The sequence below is a fragment of the Cytobacillus sp. MT66 genome (assembly GCF_058792595.1).
Genome location: NZ_JBXAFB010000005.1, coordinates 1 through 15,062, shown reverse-complemented (window position 1 = coordinate 15,062; position 15,062 = coordinate 1). Strand labels below are relative to the sequence as shown.

At 40.1% G+C, this 15,062-nt stretch carries 19 protein-coding genes; 8 read left to right on the top strand and 11 right to left on the bottom strand.

Annotated elements, in window-relative coordinates; translation table 11 throughout:
• Nucleotides 1-9 precede the first annotated feature (9 nt).
• Nucleotides 10-840 (top strand): late competence protein ComER, encoded by an 831-nt coding sequence (gene comER / locus AC1Q59_RS10415; protein WP_492365763.1) that lies wholly within the window; start codon nucleotides 10-12, stop codon nucleotides 838-840.
• A 79-nt stretch (nucleotides 841-919) separates the two neighbouring features.
• On the opposite strand, the gene AC1Q59_RS10410 is transcribed toward comER, so the two are convergent.
• The 8 genes from AC1Q59_RS10410 to AC1Q59_RS10375 form a co-directional block, all read right to left on the bottom strand.
• The gene (locus AC1Q59_RS10410; RefSeq protein ID WP_492365762.1) at nucleotides 920-1,663 is read right to left on the bottom strand and encodes a class I SAM-dependent DNA methyltransferase; all 744 of its coding nucleotides are present in this window, start codon (nucleotides 1,661-1,663) and stop codon (nucleotides 920-922) included.
• Nucleotides 1,660-2,016: a ribosome silencing factor gene (gene rsfS / locus AC1Q59_RS10405; RefSeq protein WP_492365761.1), complete on the bottom strand. Its 357-nt coding sequence runs from the start codon at nucleotides 2,014-2,016 to the stop codon at nucleotides 1,660-1,662. The genes AC1Q59_RS10410 and rsfS overlap by 4 nt, the downstream gene beginning before the upstream one ends.
• Nucleotides 2,017-2,020: 4 nt before the next feature.
• Nucleotides 2,021-2,587 (bottom strand): bis(5'-nucleosyl)-tetraphosphatase (symmetrical) YqeK, encoded by a 567-nt coding sequence (gene yqeK, locus AC1Q59_RS10400; RefSeq protein ID WP_492365760.1) that lies wholly within the window; start codon nucleotides 2,585-2,587, stop codon nucleotides 2,021-2,023.
• On the bottom strand, nucleotides 2,577-3,146 hold the full coding sequence (locus AC1Q59_RS10395) for a nicotinate-nucleotide adenylyltransferase (protein ID WP_492365759.1): 570 nt from the start codon (nucleotides 3,144-3,146) through the stop codon (nucleotides 2,577-2,579). Before AC1Q59_RS10395 ends, yqeK begins: the two co-directional genes overlap by 11 nt.
• Before the next feature lie 218 nt (nucleotides 3,147-3,364).
• Entirely contained in the window at nucleotides 3,365-3,655 is a 291-nt protein-coding gene (gene yhbY / locus AC1Q59_RS10390) for a ribosome assembly RNA-binding protein YhbY (RefSeq protein WP_492365758.1), read from the bottom strand.
• Nucleotides 3,656-3,660: 5 nt separating this feature from the next.
• Nucleotides 3,661-4,491, bottom strand: coding sequence for a shikimate dehydrogenase (gene aroE / locus AC1Q59_RS10385; RefSeq protein ID WP_492365757.1), 831 nt, complete (start codon nucleotides 4,489-4,491; stop codon nucleotides 3,661-3,663).
• 24 nt (nucleotides 4,492-4,515) lie between these two features.
• Nucleotides 4,516-5,619, bottom strand: coding sequence for a ribosome biogenesis GTPase YqeH (gene yqeH / locus AC1Q59_RS10380; RefSeq protein WP_492365756.1), 1,104 nt, complete (start codon nucleotides 5,617-5,619; stop codon nucleotides 4,516-4,518).
• 2 nt (nucleotides 5,620-5,621) lie between these two features.
• The gene (locus tag AC1Q59_RS10375; protein WP_492365755.1) at nucleotides 5,622-6,137 is read right to left on the bottom strand and encodes a YqeG family HAD IIIA-type phosphatase; all 516 of its coding nucleotides are present in this window, start codon (nucleotides 6,135-6,137) and stop codon (nucleotides 5,622-5,624) included.
• Nucleotides 6,138-6,530: 393 nt separating this feature from the next.
• Here AC1Q59_RS10375 and AC1Q59_RS10370 point away from each other — a divergent pair, with 393 nt between their 5' ends.
• The gene (locus AC1Q59_RS10370) at nucleotides 6,531-6,671 is read left to right on the top strand and encodes a sporulation histidine kinase inhibitor Sda (RefSeq protein ID WP_492365754.1); all 141 of its coding nucleotides are present in this window, start codon (nucleotides 6,531-6,533) and stop codon (nucleotides 6,669-6,671) included.
• Nucleotides 6,672-6,716: 45 nt separating this feature from the next.
• Here the strand turns inward: AC1Q59_RS10370 and AC1Q59_RS10365 are convergent, their stop codons facing one another.
• On the bottom strand, nucleotides 6,717-7,502 hold the full coding sequence (locus AC1Q59_RS10365; protein WP_492365753.1) for a phosphatidylserine decarboxylase: 786 nt from the start codon (nucleotides 7,500-7,502) through the stop codon (nucleotides 6,717-6,719).
• Nucleotides 7,503-7,645: 143 nt separating this feature from the next.
• Between AC1Q59_RS10365 and pssA the strand changes: the two genes are divergently transcribed.
• Nucleotides 7,646-8,185: a CDP-diacylglycerol--serine O-phosphatidyltransferase gene (pssA, locus tag AC1Q59_RS10360; protein ID WP_492366078.1), complete on the top strand. Its 540-nt coding sequence runs from the start codon at nucleotides 7,646-7,648 to the stop codon at nucleotides 8,183-8,185.
• 273 nt (nucleotides 8,186-8,458) lie between these two features.
• On the opposite strand, the gene AC1Q59_RS10355 is transcribed toward pssA, so the two are convergent.
• Nucleotides 8,459-10,261 carry a M3 family oligoendopeptidase gene (locus AC1Q59_RS10355; RefSeq protein ID WP_492365752.1) on the bottom strand — a complete coding sequence of 601 codons (1,803 nt, stop codon included), beginning with the start codon at nucleotides 10,259-10,261 and terminating at the stop codon, nucleotides 8,459-8,461.
• 187 nt (nucleotides 10,262-10,448) lie between these two features.
• Here AC1Q59_RS10355 and AC1Q59_RS10350 point away from each other — a divergent pair, with 187 nt between their 5' ends.
• Complete coding sequence (locus AC1Q59_RS10350) at nucleotides 10,449-11,423, top strand: F510_1955 family glycosylhydrolase (protein WP_492365751.1); 975 nt, start codon at nucleotides 10,449-10,451, stop codon at nucleotides 11,421-11,423.
• A gap of 135 nt (nucleotides 11,424-11,558) precedes the next feature.
• Here AC1Q59_RS10350 and sigK read toward each other — a convergent pair whose 3' ends face one another.
• Nucleotides 11,559-12,275: an RNA polymerase sporulation sigma factor SigK gene (sigK, locus tag AC1Q59_RS10345; RefSeq protein ID WP_492365750.1), complete on the bottom strand. Its 717-nt coding sequence runs from the start codon at nucleotides 12,273-12,275 to the stop codon at nucleotides 11,559-11,561.
• Between the two features lie 244 nt (nucleotides 12,276-12,519).
• Between sigK and AC1Q59_RS10340 the strand changes: the two genes are divergently transcribed.
• The 4 genes from AC1Q59_RS10340 (at nucleotide 12,520) to AC1Q59_RS10325 (ending at nucleotide 14,944) form a co-directional block, all read left to right on the top strand.
• A complete protein-coding gene (locus tag AC1Q59_RS10340; RefSeq protein WP_492365749.1) occupies nucleotides 12,520-13,008 on the top strand; it encodes a hypothetical protein in 489 nt (162 codons plus the stop codon).
• A gap of 66 nt (nucleotides 13,009-13,074) precedes the next feature.
• Nucleotides 13,075-13,635, top strand: coding sequence for a hypothetical protein (locus AC1Q59_RS10335; RefSeq protein ID WP_492365748.1), 561 nt, complete (start codon nucleotides 13,075-13,077; stop codon nucleotides 13,633-13,635).
• A gap of 262 nt (nucleotides 13,636-13,897) precedes the next feature.
• Nucleotides 13,898-14,554 (top strand): DUF2642 domain-containing protein, encoded by a 657-nt coding sequence (locus tag AC1Q59_RS10330; protein WP_492366077.1) that lies wholly within the window; start codon nucleotides 13,898-13,900, stop codon nucleotides 14,552-14,554.
• Between the two features lie 204 nt (nucleotides 14,555-14,758).
• Entirely contained in the window at nucleotides 14,759-14,944 is a 186-nt protein-coding gene (locus AC1Q59_RS10325) for a hypothetical protein (RefSeq protein WP_492365747.1), read from the top strand.
• Nucleotides 14,945-15,062: the final 118 nt, after the last annotated feature.

Below are 15,062 nucleotides of genomic sequence, written 5' to 3'. Positions count from 1 at the left end.
GTTGGAGCATTGAAAATTGGAATCATTGGAACAGGCAATATGGGGAGAATCCTCACAGAGGCTTTGATGGATGGGAAGGCAGTATCCCCTGCTTCTATGACCATAACCAATCGAACGATTGCGAAAGCATTAGATATTAAGAAGGAATATAAAGATGTAAACGTGGCAGAAAACGGAAGGCAAGTGGCCGAAAATTCATCACTCATCTTTATTTGCGTCAAGCCTCACGATATTCATAAAGTCATAAAAGATATATCTCCTTTTCTGTCAAAAGAAAAATGTATCGTGTCAATAACAAGCCCAATTAGTGTTGATCAATTGGAATCTGTTGCCCCTTGTTCAGTTGCGAGGGCGATTCCCAGCATAACGAATCGGGCACTTTCAGGTGTTTCGTTACTTTCTTTTGGAAAAAAGTGTGATGAGGAATGGAAGAATATCTTACAGAATCTGTTTGAAACCATTTCGACTCCTGTTCATATTGACGAAAATATTACGAGGGTTTCTTCCGATATTGTCAGCTGCGGACCTGCGTTTTTCGCGTATTTGACCCAGAGATTTATCCAAGCAGCCGTGAAAGAAACTGAAATTGATGAGAAGACAGCGACTATTCTTGCTGAACAGATGCTGATTGGAATGGGCGATTTAATGAAAAAAGGGTTTTATACATTGCCAACATTGCAGGATAAGGTGTGTGTAAAAGGCGGGATTACCGGAGAAGGAATTAAGGTGCTTGAAGAAAGACTTGGGGATGTATTTGAACATCTATTTCAGGCGACACATGCGAAGTTTAACGAAGATTTGGCACAGGTAAAGGAACACTATCCCCTTCATACTAAATAATAATTCTTTTTATTGAAAAAATCTCCTCTTTTTTAAAAAAATATTTTTTCGGACCAGCCTAAAAGCTGGCCCTATTTTTTTATTTTCTGCAAATAAAAAATACACGTTCTGATTGTGCCTGCGGCGGGACTTCTTCAAAATCTGCCGTAACTGCCAGCAGCTCAAAGCCAGCTTGGCTCAGCCATTCTTTATAGGTCTCTACTGGGAACGTTCTTTGAAAATGAAGCTCGTCGTATCGGTCATATTTTCCAGTGTTTTGGTCAAGGACGAAGAAGCTCAGCTCGTGTTCAATACTGTTTGGGAATTCACCCTGGAAGCAATTCCATATGTAGCTAATTTCCTCGTCTGCAATCGCAAATGTCTGGTTCATAAAAATTTGCATAACTTTGTAAATGGAGTGAACATCAAATATAAAAAGACCTTGATCATTCAGATGTTCCCGGACACGCTGGAAGGTTTCTCTTACTTCTTCCTCGCTTTGCAAATAATTAAGAGAATCGCAGAAGATCCCTATCACATCAAAGGGGCCAAGCCCTTCCAGCTCGGCCATGTTCTGCTGATAATATCGGATATCCAATCCCTTTTCAGCGGACTTTGTTTGCGCTACAGACAGCATATCCTCTGAGAGATCAACCCCTGTAACGGACAAGCCTTTTTCAGCAAATCTAATGGAGAGCTGTCCTGTTCCACAGGCAAGGTCAAGCAGCTGCCTTGCCTGTGGATGATATTTTTCTATACAATCCCCCACAAGCTCTGCCCATTTATGATAGGGAACATCATTCATCAGTTCATCGTATAAATAGGCAAACTGCTCATAGCTCATGGGTTTAGCTCGCTTTGGATATTTTCAATCGGCGCATCGCCCCATAGCCGTTCAAGGTTGTAATAGCCCCGCTCATCACGGTGAAAAATATGAGCAACGACATCACCAAGGTCGACCAGGATCCATCTGGCTTCATCAAAGCCTTCCATTCTTTTGACTGTAATCCCTTGTTCCTCAGCTTTATCTTTCACTTCATTTGCTATCGCCTGAACCTGTTTGTCGGAATTTCCATGACAAATTAAGAAATAGTCAGCAATAAGAGAAATCCCCTTCATATTAAGAACAATAATATTCTCAGCTTTTTTATCATCTGCAGCTTTGGCAGCGGTTAATAATATATCTTTTTCGTTCATTGAATCAGTCCTCCCGGTGCATTACAAGGTCATTGTAGGTGAAGAAAGTGTCAGGGAAAATCGGCTGGCCCTTTCTTAATAAAAATTGAATCGTGTTTTGAACGGATTGAATTAATGCCTTTTCCAAGCTCTCTTTGGCCATCTCCCGGACTTCATCCACTCCCGGAAAATGTCTTCCAGGTTCGATATAGTCAGCAAGATATATGACTTTTTCAAGCAATGTCATGCCGATTCGTCCTGATGTATGATATTTGATAGCGTTTAGCACTTCTTCATCATTGATTCCAGCTTCCTTTTGTACAAGATAAGCTCCAACCGGCGCATGCCATAATTCACTGTTGAATTCAAGCAGCTCTGCAGGCATATTTTGGTCAATAATGATTTGTTTCATTTCCTCTTTTGGACGGAACTTGGCATAATCGTGAAAAATCGCGGCTAGTTCAGCCTTTTTTACGTCTGCACCAAATCGGCTTGCAAGTGTAATCGCTGACTCTGCCACACCCAAAGTATGCTGATAGCGATGGTCTGTGATCTGTTCTTTAACTAATTTTAATGCTTGTTCACGATCCATATAGCTTATTCTCCTTTATATAATTCCTGACTGATTCTGGAACTATATAGCGTATCGTTTTTCCTTCCATTAGCCTAGCGCGGATCAAACTAGAAGAAATCTCCATTTCAGGCACTTCTGCATAGACGATCGGATATGGTGTTTCATGACTGTATGAAGGCCGATCTACACCAATAAACTGGACAAGCTTAACCAATTCATCAATATGTTTCCACTTTGGCAGGTATTCGATCATATCCGCCCCTATAATAAAATAAAACTTTTTATCGGGGTGGGTTTCCTGCAAGATTTTCATTGTCTCGTACGTAAAGGAGGGCCCGGATCTTTCCATTTCCAGAAGCTCCAAGCGGAATCTAGGATGTTCAGCTATGGCGAGCTTTACTAATTGAATCCGGTCTTCGTCACTAATTGCATTTGATTTCTTTTTGTGCGGAGGCTCCTGATTAGGCATGAACCAAATTTCATCCAGGTTTTGCGATTCGAGGACCTCATTGGCAATAATCAAATGGCCAAGATGCGGAGGATCAAATGTGCCGCCAAGAATGCCGATTTTTTTCAAACCCTTTCCTCCTTTAAACTTGATAAAATTAATCGTTGATCTCCGTTCCAGGCGCTTCGCTTTCCGGGGGGCGTTTTGCGAGCCTCCTCGTCGCCTTCGCTCCTGCGCACGTCTCGCTTCAACACTGATCCCCTAGGAGTCTACGCACCTCCCACTCCAATCAACTAAGTTACTAAATCAACATCGGCCTTTAGTATAGCTTTTCAATAAAAAGCGCTTTAGGGCAAAGTGATTTGTTTATTTTCCCTGGACTCTTTATATAATACAATTGTATGTCCAATGAGTTGAACAAGGTCAGCCTTGGTTCCTTCCACCAGCTGCTCTGCTACAGTGTTTTTATCCTCATCACAATTTTGGAGAATAGAGATTTTCATTAATTCTCTAGCTTCAAGAGCCTCACTTACCTGTTTAATCATATTTTCATTCACGCCGCCTTTGCCCACCTGAAAAATTGGATTCAGGTGATGAGCTTTTGAGCGTAAAAACCGTTTTTGTTTTCCCGTTAACATATGTGTTATCCTCCCAGCTGTTTAAGCACAATTTCTTTCATGCGATTCGTGTCCGGAAAAATCCCTGTCCATTTTTCAAAAGCAAGTGCTCCCTGAAAAACAAACATGTCCAATCCATTCTGGATACGCGCGCCTTTCTTTTTAGCATCCCGCAAAATCTTTGTTTCAAGCGGATTATAAATGATATCACTGACAAATGCGTTTGAATTCAGATTATGTAAGGATATTGGCAATTCCCCAATCGCAGGCAGCATTCCTTTTGGTGTCGTCTGAATAATTAGGTCATACTCCCCTAACGCTTCTTCAGCCTCCTGAATAGATAAGGCATGTGAAGGCACCGGATATGGGCACTCCTTTATAAGGGCTTCTGCTTTGGATACCGTTCGGTTGCAGATGTCGATTCTCTTTACTCCTTGTTTGGACATAGTAAAATAAATCGCCCTTGCAGCCCCGCCCGCTCCAATCATTAAAACCTTTTGATCCTCTATAAGATCCAACTCTCTATTCAGCCCTTCAACATAGCCGCTTCCATCCGTATTGTAGCCGACAAGCTCCCCATTTTCATTAACAACCGTGTTGACAGCGCCAATGGCTTTGGCAAGCGGGTCGATTCGGTCCAGAAGAGGGATAATCGCTTCTTTATGCGGAACTGTCACATTAAAGCCAGCGATCTCAATCGCTTTAAAGCCTTTAACTGCAGCTTCAAGATTCTCCCCTTTTACATGAAGGGGCAAATAATGAGCGTCAATCTCATTGGCTTGGAATAAATCATTATGCATGGCCGGCGACATCGAATGTGCGATTGGATCGCCAATTACAGCAAAAAACTTTTTCATCCTGCTCTCCCCTTAGCCTAGGATTTAAATGAGTGATTTTCTTGTTATGGCATGCACCCCTTTAGGCACATAGGCCGCAACCATAGTCCCTGGTTCATTGACCGTAATCCAGCCCAGACCTGAGAAAACCACATCCGTTTTTCCTTCCTTAATCATAAATTCATGCTTGATTAATTCCGGGAATGTGCCAATCTGATCTTTTCTTGGCGGAGTCAGCATCTCTCCCACATGCTTTTCATATAATTCATCGGCATTTTCAAGCTTTGTCCTGTGGATGGTTAGCTCATTGGAAAAATGGCAGACAAAGGACCGCCTTCCTCCAGCAATATAATCAAATCGCGCTAACCCTCCAAAAAACAGGGACTGTCCTTCATTTAACTGAAAGACCTTTGGTTTAATTTCCTTTTTCGGTGTGATGACCTTTAAATCCCGTTTATCTACATAATGAGCCATCTGATGATGGTTGATAATTCCCGGGGTGTCCACAAGCGCTTTTCCATCGGAAAGAGGTATTTCAATGATATCAAGGGTTGTTCCAGGGAAATGGGAGGTCGTAATGATATCGCCATCACCTGTTACTTCCTTAATAATTCTATTAATAAATGTTGATTTCCCGACATTCGTACAGCCAACCACATATACATCCTTGCCGTTTCTGTAATGATCAATCGCTTCTGCTGTTTCCTTAATGTTCAAGCCTTTTTCTGCACTGATCAAAAAGACATCTTCAGGCTTCAGTCCAAGTTCTTTTGCTTCATGTTTCATCCAATTAATCAGCTTATTGTGCTTGACTGACTTTGGCAGCAGATCAACTTTATTGCCAACTAAGAGGATTGGGTTTTTCCCTACAAAACGATGAAGTCCAGGGAGCCAGCTTCCATTGAAATCAAAAATATCAACAATCTTTACAATCAAAGCATCCTTTTCACCAAGCTGATTTAAAATCCTTAGAAAATCGTCATCTGTCAGATCAACATCCTGCACTTCATTATAATGCTTGAGGCGAAAGCATCGCTGACATGTTATAACTTCTTTTTCTAACGCTGATTTTGGTGCATATCCGATCAAATTGGGATCTTCGGTTTGTATTTTTACACCGCACCCAATACAAATACTAGGTTCTGTCACATTTAATCCTCCCACTGAATCATCCCTTTTTTCCTAAACCAATTTAAAATGCGTCTTTCCACCCTCCGATTTAGCTGTGTCATCCAGCCATCCGTCTGTGCAACTGGGACCACAAGAATCGTTTGAAATCCGCTCCGGTTCCCGCCTAAAACATCTGTCAGCAATTGGTCACCGATGACAACCGTTTCTTCTTTTTTCAACCCCATATCCCTGACAGCCTTGTTAAAAGCACGGCCAAGAGGTTTCCTTGCAGCAGGAATAAACGGAATTTGTAAAGGGTCCGCGAATTCCTTTACACGTGCCTCATTATTATTTGAGACAATAGTAATTTTCACATTACTATTTTTCATATTTTCAAACCAGCTTATTAGCTTTGGGGTGGCGTGCGGCCTGTCCCACTCAACCAATGTATTATCCAAATCAGTAATAATCCCATTAATGCCATTATCAAGTAAGGATTCTGGTGTTATTTCAAAAATACTTTTTACATGCTGGTTTGGCATAAAATGCTTTAACACTATTTAAACACCTCAAGTTTTCAAATAATCAATTCCATATTAAAGACCTGTAATTTGTAATCATCATACCCAATTTTACCAAATGAAACAAGAAAGGGCGTTCTACTAAAAGGTCTGATAAAAGTATTTTTCCTTAGTATGCTAAAAATTTTTCGACATTTTTTGTCAATACCTTAGTTGTGGATAACTTTATACACAAAACACACATTCATTTTCCTGCTTTTTTATCTTTTATTAACAACATAACCACAAGTTATCCACTGGTAATTGTGGATATCAAGAACGGTTGTTCTAATTGTCTAATTTTGCTAGAGTAAAGTTACAGCATAAATATTTCATTTTGAATCAAAACTTTGAAATAGAACATCCATTTTTTCCGGAGGTGATTAATAGATGCGAAAGCTTTCAGATGAATTATTAATTGAATCCTATTATAAAGCTATCGAATTAAAATTAAGCACTGATTTCATCCGCCTTATTGAATCCGAAATTCATAGACGTTCTTTATCCAATAAAATAAAAGCATCATCATGATCCATAGTCCAACCTTTATTGGGCTTTTTTTTTGCGCTAAAATTATCATGAACCAATGATGGAGCCAATCCTTTCCCCTGCCTTTATATCATGCGGTGTTTTAATAGATGTCAGGGGCTCGAAACTATTCTTTTCAAATAGAAGAATGACGGTTGAGCCAAAGGAAAAATACGCCATTTCTTCACCCTTGACAAGCTTTTCTCCCTCATGAATGACCTCAATGGAATTGACAAACATGGCCCCGACCTTGACGATTGACATCCTGCCACCCTGATGCCTGACCTCTGTGATCGTCCGATAGTTTTTAGATAATGCACTGCGGCCGTATTTGAGCCCATATTTGTTCACAGGATATGATTTTCTGCCAAGTGTCCACTGGTCGATTACCGTCCCGGATATCGGACTGTGAATCCGGTGATAGTGGCTTGGGCTGAGATAAAAAATGATGTACTGTCCATCGGTGTACTTTTCCGCCTTCTCTATCGTCCCAAGCATTTCCTTAATGGAGTATTCCTTGCCTTTGACAACAATCACGGAATCCGGCTGAATGGTTCCAATGTCTTCAATCACCGCATCCACAGGGCTGACGACGGAACTTTCCTCCAAATCAGAAGGACGGGCACCTTTTTTTAGCTTGCGTGTAAAAAAATCATGAAGGGTTTCATAATCTGACAATTCCTTTTCCATTTCTTCGGTGTTGATTTGATAAATTTTTGAAAAAGAAGGCACAACCGCCCTGCTTGCTTTTGATTGGGCATATTTTTTCAGCAAACCTGATGTCCATCTTCCATTCGTTAACTCAATCATCAGGCGGTAAATAGGTTTTAGCACTTTAGAACCTCCAATTATGTAAATATACCCTTTACGATAGGTCATAAAAAGCTTAAAATTAAATATTAATAATAAAAACAATTAAAAAAATAGCGCGTTAACCTTATCTTTAACAACAATGGTTCTTTTTAAAAAGGAGTGTGATTATGTTATTAGATGTTGTTGACCAAACAATCAAAAGAATTAAAAGCCAGACAGCCAATGTGCTTACATTAATAAACCTGTCGCTTGGCGGTTTTGCTATTATTTTTTGCATAAAGGGCAATTTGAATCTTTGTTTATTGCTAATTTTTGTTGCCGCTTTAGCAGACCGATTTGACGGTATGGCTGCACGAAAGCTTAACATTGAATCTGAATTAGGCAAGCAGCTTGATTCCATGAGTGATATTATATCATTTGGGGTTGCACCAGCTCTATTATTATATCAAGGTATTCTATCAGATTTTGGTGCTCCTGGGTCATTTTTCACGATTTTTTATATTGGGTGCGGGGCTTTTCGGCTTGCGCGGTTTAACATCAGTGAGAATAATGGCTACTTTACAGGTTTGCCGATTACTGCGGCTGGCTGTCTAGCAACGCTCAGCTTCCTTGCCATTCCCTATTTTCCTCCACCGTTCTTCCTATTCGTTATGGTGACCCTTTCTTTATTAATGATAAGCCCATTTAAATTAAAAAAAGTATAAGAAAAGCGCAAGGCGCCCGCCTATCGGCGTATGGACTGGAGCGCTTTGACTGAGTTAAAGGAAACACGGAGAGCGTGAGCGATCCGTGCTTGACTTATCGTAGGGAGAAGAGCGAAGTACACTAGCCGATGGCGCCTGGAGCTAAACAATAAAAATAGGGGCCCTGACACCTCAGTATGGAAATTCATCCCGAGCGTCAGAACCCCTATTTTTTTGCACTTTCTAGATAATTTTTGCTCCAGGCATTTTTGCTGCAACCACCAAAAAACTAATCTACCTATTTTCTGTTAATAATAAAAACTCTTCCACATCATCAATACATAGCTGGACGGCTTGTTCCCAGAAGCCAGGCTTCGTCAGGTCCACATTCAGGTGTTTCAAAGCTAGTTCCTCGACCTTCATCGAAGCGGTGTCCTTTAACAGGGCAATGTATTTTTCCTCATAGCCATTTCCTTCTTTAAGGGCCTGTGCATAAATCCCTAGAGAGAAGAGATACCCAAAGGTGTATGGGAAATTATAAAACGGGACGCTAGTGATATAGAAATGAAGCTTGGAGGCCCAGAATAAAGGATGGTACTCCCCTAGTGCATCGCCGTAAGCTTCCTTCTGCGCATCTTCCATCAGCCTGTTTAACTCTTCTGTGCTGACCGTTCCCGTTTTCCTCATTTCATAGAATCTTGTTTCAAATAAGAAACGGGCATGAATATTCATCAGCAAGGCAACCGACCGCTGAATTTTATCTTCTAACAGAGCGATCTTTTCCTCTTCGCTTTTAGCGTTTTTTAAAGATGCGTCAGAAACGATCATTTCCGCAAAGGTAGAAGCAGTCTCAGCCACGTTCATTGCGTAGTTTCGGTTCAGCAGATGTAAATCTCTCATGGCATACGTATGGAAGCCGTGCCCAAGCTCATGCGCCAATGTTGATACATTGGAAGGTGTTCCTGAATAAGTCATAAAGATCCTTGATTGCTTGGACTGAGGAAAATACGTATGAAACCCGCCAGGTGATTTTCCTGGACGGTCTTCAGCCTCAATCCACTGATTTTCAAAGGCCATCTGTGCAAACGATGACATCTCTTTGCCGAAGCGGGCAAATTGATCAATAATAAATGCTGCCCCCTCTTGATAGGAAAGCTTTGATTGAGCCTCTCCAATTGGGGCATCTAAGTCATACCAGTTTAATTTTTCTAAACCGAGCAGCTCTGCTTTTCGCTTTAAAAACTTAACAAATGGTTCTTTATTTTTCGCAATGACTTGCCACATGGCATCAAGCGTTTCCTTTTCCATGCGGTTTACGGCTAGAGGTTCTTTCAGCACTTCTTTATCCCAGCCCCGCTGTTTATACACATTGAGCCTGAATCCCGCCAGATGATTTAAGACCTTGCTTAAATAATCCTCCTGCTCTTTCCATGATTTCTCCCAATTAACAAATATCTGCTTTCTAATCTCGCGGTCAGAACTTGAGAATTTATTGGCAGCTTGCCCAACTGAAAGCTGCTGCTGCTTGCCGTTTTCCTGAAAAGGTATTTTCATTTTCCCGACAACAAGATCATAAAATTGGCCCCATCCATGGTATCCATCGACAGCAAGCGAATTTATTAAACTTTCCTCTTCCTGAGATAATTTTTCTAAGGCAGCTTTTCGCCGCTCTGCTAGTACAAAAGATAATTCATTTAGAGGGGCTGTTATTAAAATTTCTCCCCACACAGCATCGTCTATTGTTGTCAGCTTTTGGTCAAATACTGTAAGTGCAGATTGAAATAACGCACTTAGATTTGTCACAACCGAACGGTGCTCACTTGCCTTTTTATCGGCGGTGTTCTGGGCCTGCAGGCAGCTAACATACGCTCCCGCTTCTCTAATCTTTTTCGTAACTGCTTCAAAGGCGTTCAAGATATCTAATAGACTTTCGCAGTCTGCTAGTGTATTTGCTGGTATCCAGTTATGTATTTTGTAATTAAATTGCCCAATTTGCTTTTCTGTACTTTTTAGGTGCTCGGCAAAAGCTGGTGATGAGCTTCCGCCTTTAAAAAAGACATCAAGGTTCCAAACATTATAGTAAGCGCTCGCAGCCATGGGTTTTCCTCCTCTGCCAAAATCTGTTACAGCCTTATTATAAGGCAATTTTTTCGAAGTTTCTATTATATAGAAGATGCAGTAATGGCAATGATGAGAATAATGTGTTTTCTTTGCTTCTGGTATGGATTATCCGTTACTATTGGGAAGGTGACAATTTATGAATAAAGCAGCTGGAGTGAAAAAAATGAAAATCTTAAAAAATGCATTTCTTCCAATAACCATCGCCCTCGTCTTAACCATGGCAGGCTGTGCAGATGGCGAACAAGGAGAAAGTGCAAAGCCTATAAAGGATGAAAAGAAAGCTGAGGTCATTCCATACGAAATCAAACATGCAGCGCCACAGCGTATTGATCAAATTTATGGCCTTGGGTACCCAGGGAATGATGAAGGTCTTTATATTGCCTCAGATGACGGTATAAAAATTTTCTCCAATGGCGAGTGGTTGGAGAGCAACTCGCAAAAACATGAGTATACAGGTTTTCAGGCCGTACATGATGGATTCATTACGAGCGGCCACCCGCAAGAAGGCTCAGATTTAAAAGACCCCCTTGGTATTGTAAAAAGCGTAGATAAAGGGGCAACTTTGGATCATCTTGCCTTTGATGGCGAATTAGATTTCCACTTCTTATCTGCAGGCTACCAATCAAATGTTATGTACATTATTAACAATGCCGATTCTGACGCTTTAGATCCTGGAGTTTATTCCTCAGATGACCTGGGAGCTTCGTGGAATCCCGTAAAGCTTAACGATTTTGATGCCGATTCATTGGGAATGATCGCTGTTCATCCAACAGATGATAATCTTATGGCCATGGCTACAAGAAGCGGTATCTATCTGTCTGAAGATAAAGGAAATCACATGAAGAAAATTACTGATTCAATTATGGTAACAGCTATTGCCTTTTCAAATGACAGCCTTTACTATTCATCGGTGGAAAACAACAATGTCCTTTTCAGGAGTATTAATTTAGACACAATGGAGTCTGCGAGCATTGACATTCCATTTTTAAATTACGACAACCCTATCACCTATATAACCGTTAACCAAAAGAATCAGCAGACCATCGCTTTTTCAACCTATTTATTTGATGTCTACCAATCTGCTAATAACGGCGGGAAATGGGACCTCGTCATGGAAAACGGAAAAATCGAAGAATAAAACGGGGATCTGGCCCTTCGGTGCGGGAAAGCTTTCCCGCACCGGGGGCCTGACCCCCACCCCTTTAAAGCGTCACCGCGCTGGGGGTCAGGCCCCCATGAGTTTAAAGCGTTGGTGTAATGAAGTTCTATTCCTTTAGCTGTTTTTTCTTTTTTCTTTTTCGGCGCGGTAGAATTCGTGGAACATTTTCATTAGTGCTCGTTTTTCTATGCGGGATACGTAGCTTCTGGAGATTCCAAGTTCTTTGGCGATTTCTCTTTGGGTTTTTTCCTTTTGCAGGTCAAGGCCAAAGCGGCCGATAATAACTTCTTTTTCTCTTTCATCGAGAACACCGATATATTCCTTCACCTTTTCAAGCTCCATGTTGAGCTGAATAGTATTAATCACGTCTTCCGAATCAGATTTAAGGACATCGATTAAGGAAATTTCGTTTCCTTCTTTATCCTGGCCGATCGGGTCATGAAGGGAAACGTCCTTTCGTGTCTTTTTTAATGCGCGCAAATGCATCAAAATTTCATTCTCTATACAGCGGGCCGCATAGGTTGCCAGTTTCGTTCCTTTTCCCTCAGAATAGCTTTCAATCGCCTTAATCAGCCCGATCGTTCCAATAGAGATCAGATCCTCTGAATCTTCTCCGGTATTTTCGAATTTTTTTACAATATGCGCGACAAGTCTTAGATTATGCTCAATCAGCATATTACGGGCATGTGTGTCTCCTGCAGCCATCTTCCGTAAGTATTTTTTTTCATCTGCAGCAGACAGCGGCTGCGGAAAAGCATTATTTTTGACGTATGAAACGAGAAATACAATTTCCTTCACTAAGTAGCCAAGTGCTGTTAATATTCCTGACATTTTCGCACACCCCCTAAGTCGGTAGTTACACTTTAGCCTTAACTAATTCCTATGAGTAAAAGAAGTTGTTTTTGTCTGTCCACTCCATATTTTTGTTAGGGAAGTATTTCCATATTTACCCTAAGTTTATCTGCCTATTTTCCAATATTTGCAGGAAAACAGGCGTATTCCATAGTACAATGTCCTCCCGTGATACATATATATGCATTGAATAAGCTTATAAATCCTAAGGAGGAGTAGTTTCATGAGTATGGATATGATGGAATCTTTAGTAAATAAAGTCATCAAGATCAATCGGGGAGGGCCGGAATCGGGCTATGGCATCTTATTGGGCGTAAGGAAAGATTATTTAATTCTTTACAGCGAAGATGATGGAGTGGTCTACTTCAAAAATCAGCACATTAAGAGCTTAACAGAAAGCTCTAATAACGGAAAAAACAATAACAAAAACAATAATAAAAACAATCAGAATTACAGCCTCGATCAGCTTAGCACACTAGACTATGTGGCCCCTGACTATTTCGATGAGTTAATTGCAGATTTAAAATATCAATGGGTTACCATTAACCGCGGAGGTCCTGAAAAGGTTGAAGGATTTCTTCACGATTCAAATGGTGAATTTGTAGCCCTTTTCGGCAATGATGAAATGCTTCGTATATCCATGTATCATATTCGCAGCATCAGCTATGGTGTTCAATTGGAAGAAGAAGAAGAAGAGGATAATGAGTCTTAATCTTAAAAGGGAAGAAACCGCCTTGCACCAAACTGGTTTAATAAAAATGAAAAGGAGTTTATCAATATGGAAATGAATCAGCATCTAGCTTCTTTAGTTGGAAGTGAAGTTAATATTATGATGGCCGATGGGAACTCACTTACAGGATTCCTTGCAGATATCAAAGATGATTATTTTATCATGGAGTCAGATAATTCGGTTATTTATCACAGTCTGCAAAATGTAAAGGGATTTTTAAAATACACCAATAAGAACAAGAAATCAAAGAAAAAACAAACAAACTACTATAACGATTATTCACTAGAAGGAATGACATTAAGAGAGGTTCTCGAAGGGCTTCGGTCCTCTTGGGTAACTGTCAACGTAGATACCAGCCAAAATAACGGGAACAATCAAAATAATAATGGTTATAGCGGATTCCTTGCTGAAATCGAAGATGACTACGTGATTATCATCGGCAAAGAAATGCAAGTTCATCTAAATATCGATCACATTAACAATATTGCCAAAGCCAGTATGCAATCAAATAACAACAATAATAATAACAATAACAGCCAAGAGGAAGACTCAGGCAGCTATAGCACTATCAGAGCAATCGGCGTTAATTCAATCTTCGGCGGACGCTAAAAAGTTCAATACCGTAAAATAAGATGCTTCTATTAACCTCAGCTGCCGCCAAATATGACCTTGACCAAAAGAAATCTTTACCATCACTTCAAATTCAACATTACTTTTTCATTTATTTGAATCAATTAAAGAAGAAGACCTCCAATAGATTCGGTTATTTTTCAGACAATCTCTATTATCCTTTCAAGTCTATAAATTTATGGACTAACAAGGTCTCGGAGGATGAAAGGAGGGATAATATTTGAAAAGTATTCTGAAAAAAATGATCGGTGAAAAAATCAAATTACAGCTTCCTGGAAAAAAAACTCTTGCCGGAATGCTCATTGAAGTAGGAAGTGATGTGCTGGTTCTGTTCGACGGGAAGGATTATCTTTACCTTCCCATCGTTCATATTCAAAATATAACAACTAAACTAGATCCTAACGAGGATGAAATCTCCGCTCCAACCGGTACGCCTAATATTGACCATGACGAAGAGCTTTCATTAAGAAAAGTTTTAAATTTAGGCAAAGGGATGTTTACAGAAATTTACATTACAGGGAATCAGCCAATTCCCGGCTATATTTCCAGCATCATGAATAACTATTTTGTATTCTATTCGCCTGTTTATAAAACAATGCTTGTTTCCCTCAATCATCTTAAATGGCTTATTCCATACACTGCCAGCCAAAGGCCATACAGTTTAACCAATCAGCAGCTCCCGCTCAATCCTTTAAATATTTCATTAGCCAGGACGTTAGAAGTGCAAATCGAAAAAATGACTAATGAGCTGGTCATTTTAAATATTGGCGAAAACCCAAACTTTATCGGAAAGTTAAACAGTTTGCAAAATAATTTCATAGAACTAATTACTGCAAGAGAAGAAACGGTGTATCTAAATATGCAGCATGTTCAAACCGTACACTTTACCAACCTTTAATTCTTTGGCTCTGTTAATTTTGGCCGTTGATTGCAGCGAAGATCAACTAAGCGGTTACATCTACATTATGCTTTAACACTGCTAATTCTTTTAAAAGCCGTCTTACACGGCTTTTTTGTTTGAAGTAGCACTAAAGTGCGCTCATATGCCAGAAGATTTTATGTTAAAATAAATGTATTATCTTAAAAAGGCAGGTCTGTGTGTATGGCACCTGAACGATTTATTCTGGCGCTAGTATTCCTGATTGTTTTAATTTCAACTATTGTTGAATTAATTTTTAACGGTCTTTCTCTAAAACCTATCTTGCTATTTATTGCATCTGCTGTTCTGGTTTTATTCTTATGGAATCGCGGTCAAAAAAAGGGGCTGTCTGATAAGTCCCTAAATTAAATAAGGGTGGAAGAAAATCAACAAATTTTCTCCACCCTTAATTTTATCTTTTGAATTTTTCTCTGAAAGTAGCTGGCGGATGCCTGCTACTTTCAGTATGTTGTGGGCTAAAGCCACA

Coding starts and splice junctions, on each gene's coding strand:
- AC1Q59_RS10410 (WP_492365762.1), bottom strand. CDS start 1,663: ATGAGCTATGAGCAGTTTGCCTATTTATACGATGAACTGATGAATGAT.
- AC1Q59_RS10325 (WP_492365747.1), top strand. CDS start 14,759: ATGGCACCTGAACGATTTATTCTGGCGCTAGTATTCCTGATTGTTTTA.
- AC1Q59_RS10370 (WP_492365754.1), top strand. CDS start 6,531: ATGCGAAAGCTTTCAGATGAATTATTAATTGAATCCTATTATAAAGCT.
- yhbY (WP_492365758.1), bottom strand. CDS start 3,655: ATGTTAACGGGAAAACAAAAACGGTTTTTACGCTCAAAAGCTCATCAC.
- aroE (WP_492365757.1), bottom strand. CDS start 4,491: ATGAAAAAGTTTTTTGCTGTAATTGGCGATCCAATCGCACATTCGATG.
- sigK (WP_492365750.1), bottom strand. CDS start 12,275: ATGTCAGGAATATTAACAGCACTTGGCTACTTAGTGAAGGAAATTGTA.
- AC1Q59_RS10340 (WP_492365749.1), top strand. CDS start 12,520: ATGAGTATGGATATGATGGAATCTTTAGTAAATAAAGTCATCAAGATC.
- AC1Q59_RS10350 (WP_492365751.1), top strand. CDS start 10,449: ATGAAAATCTTAAAAAATGCATTTCTTCCAATAACCATCGCCCTCGTC.
- AC1Q59_RS10335 (WP_492365748.1), top strand. CDS start 13,075: ATGGAAATGAATCAGCATCTAGCTTCTTTAGTTGGAAGTGAAGTTAAT.
- AC1Q59_RS10330 (WP_492366077.1), top strand. CDS start 13,898: ATGATCGGTGAAAAAATCAAATTACAGCTTCCTGGAAAAAAAACTCTT.
- AC1Q59_RS10355 (WP_492365752.1), bottom strand. CDS start 10,261: ATGGCTGCGAGCGCTTACTATAATGTTTGGAACCTTGATGTCTTTTTT.
- rsfS (WP_492365761.1), bottom strand. CDS start 2,016: ATGAACGAAAAAGATATATTATTAACCGCTGCCAAAGCTGCAGATGAT.
- yqeK (WP_492365760.1), bottom strand. CDS start 2,587: ATGGATCGTGAACAAGCATTAAAATTAGTTAAAGAACAGATCACAGAC.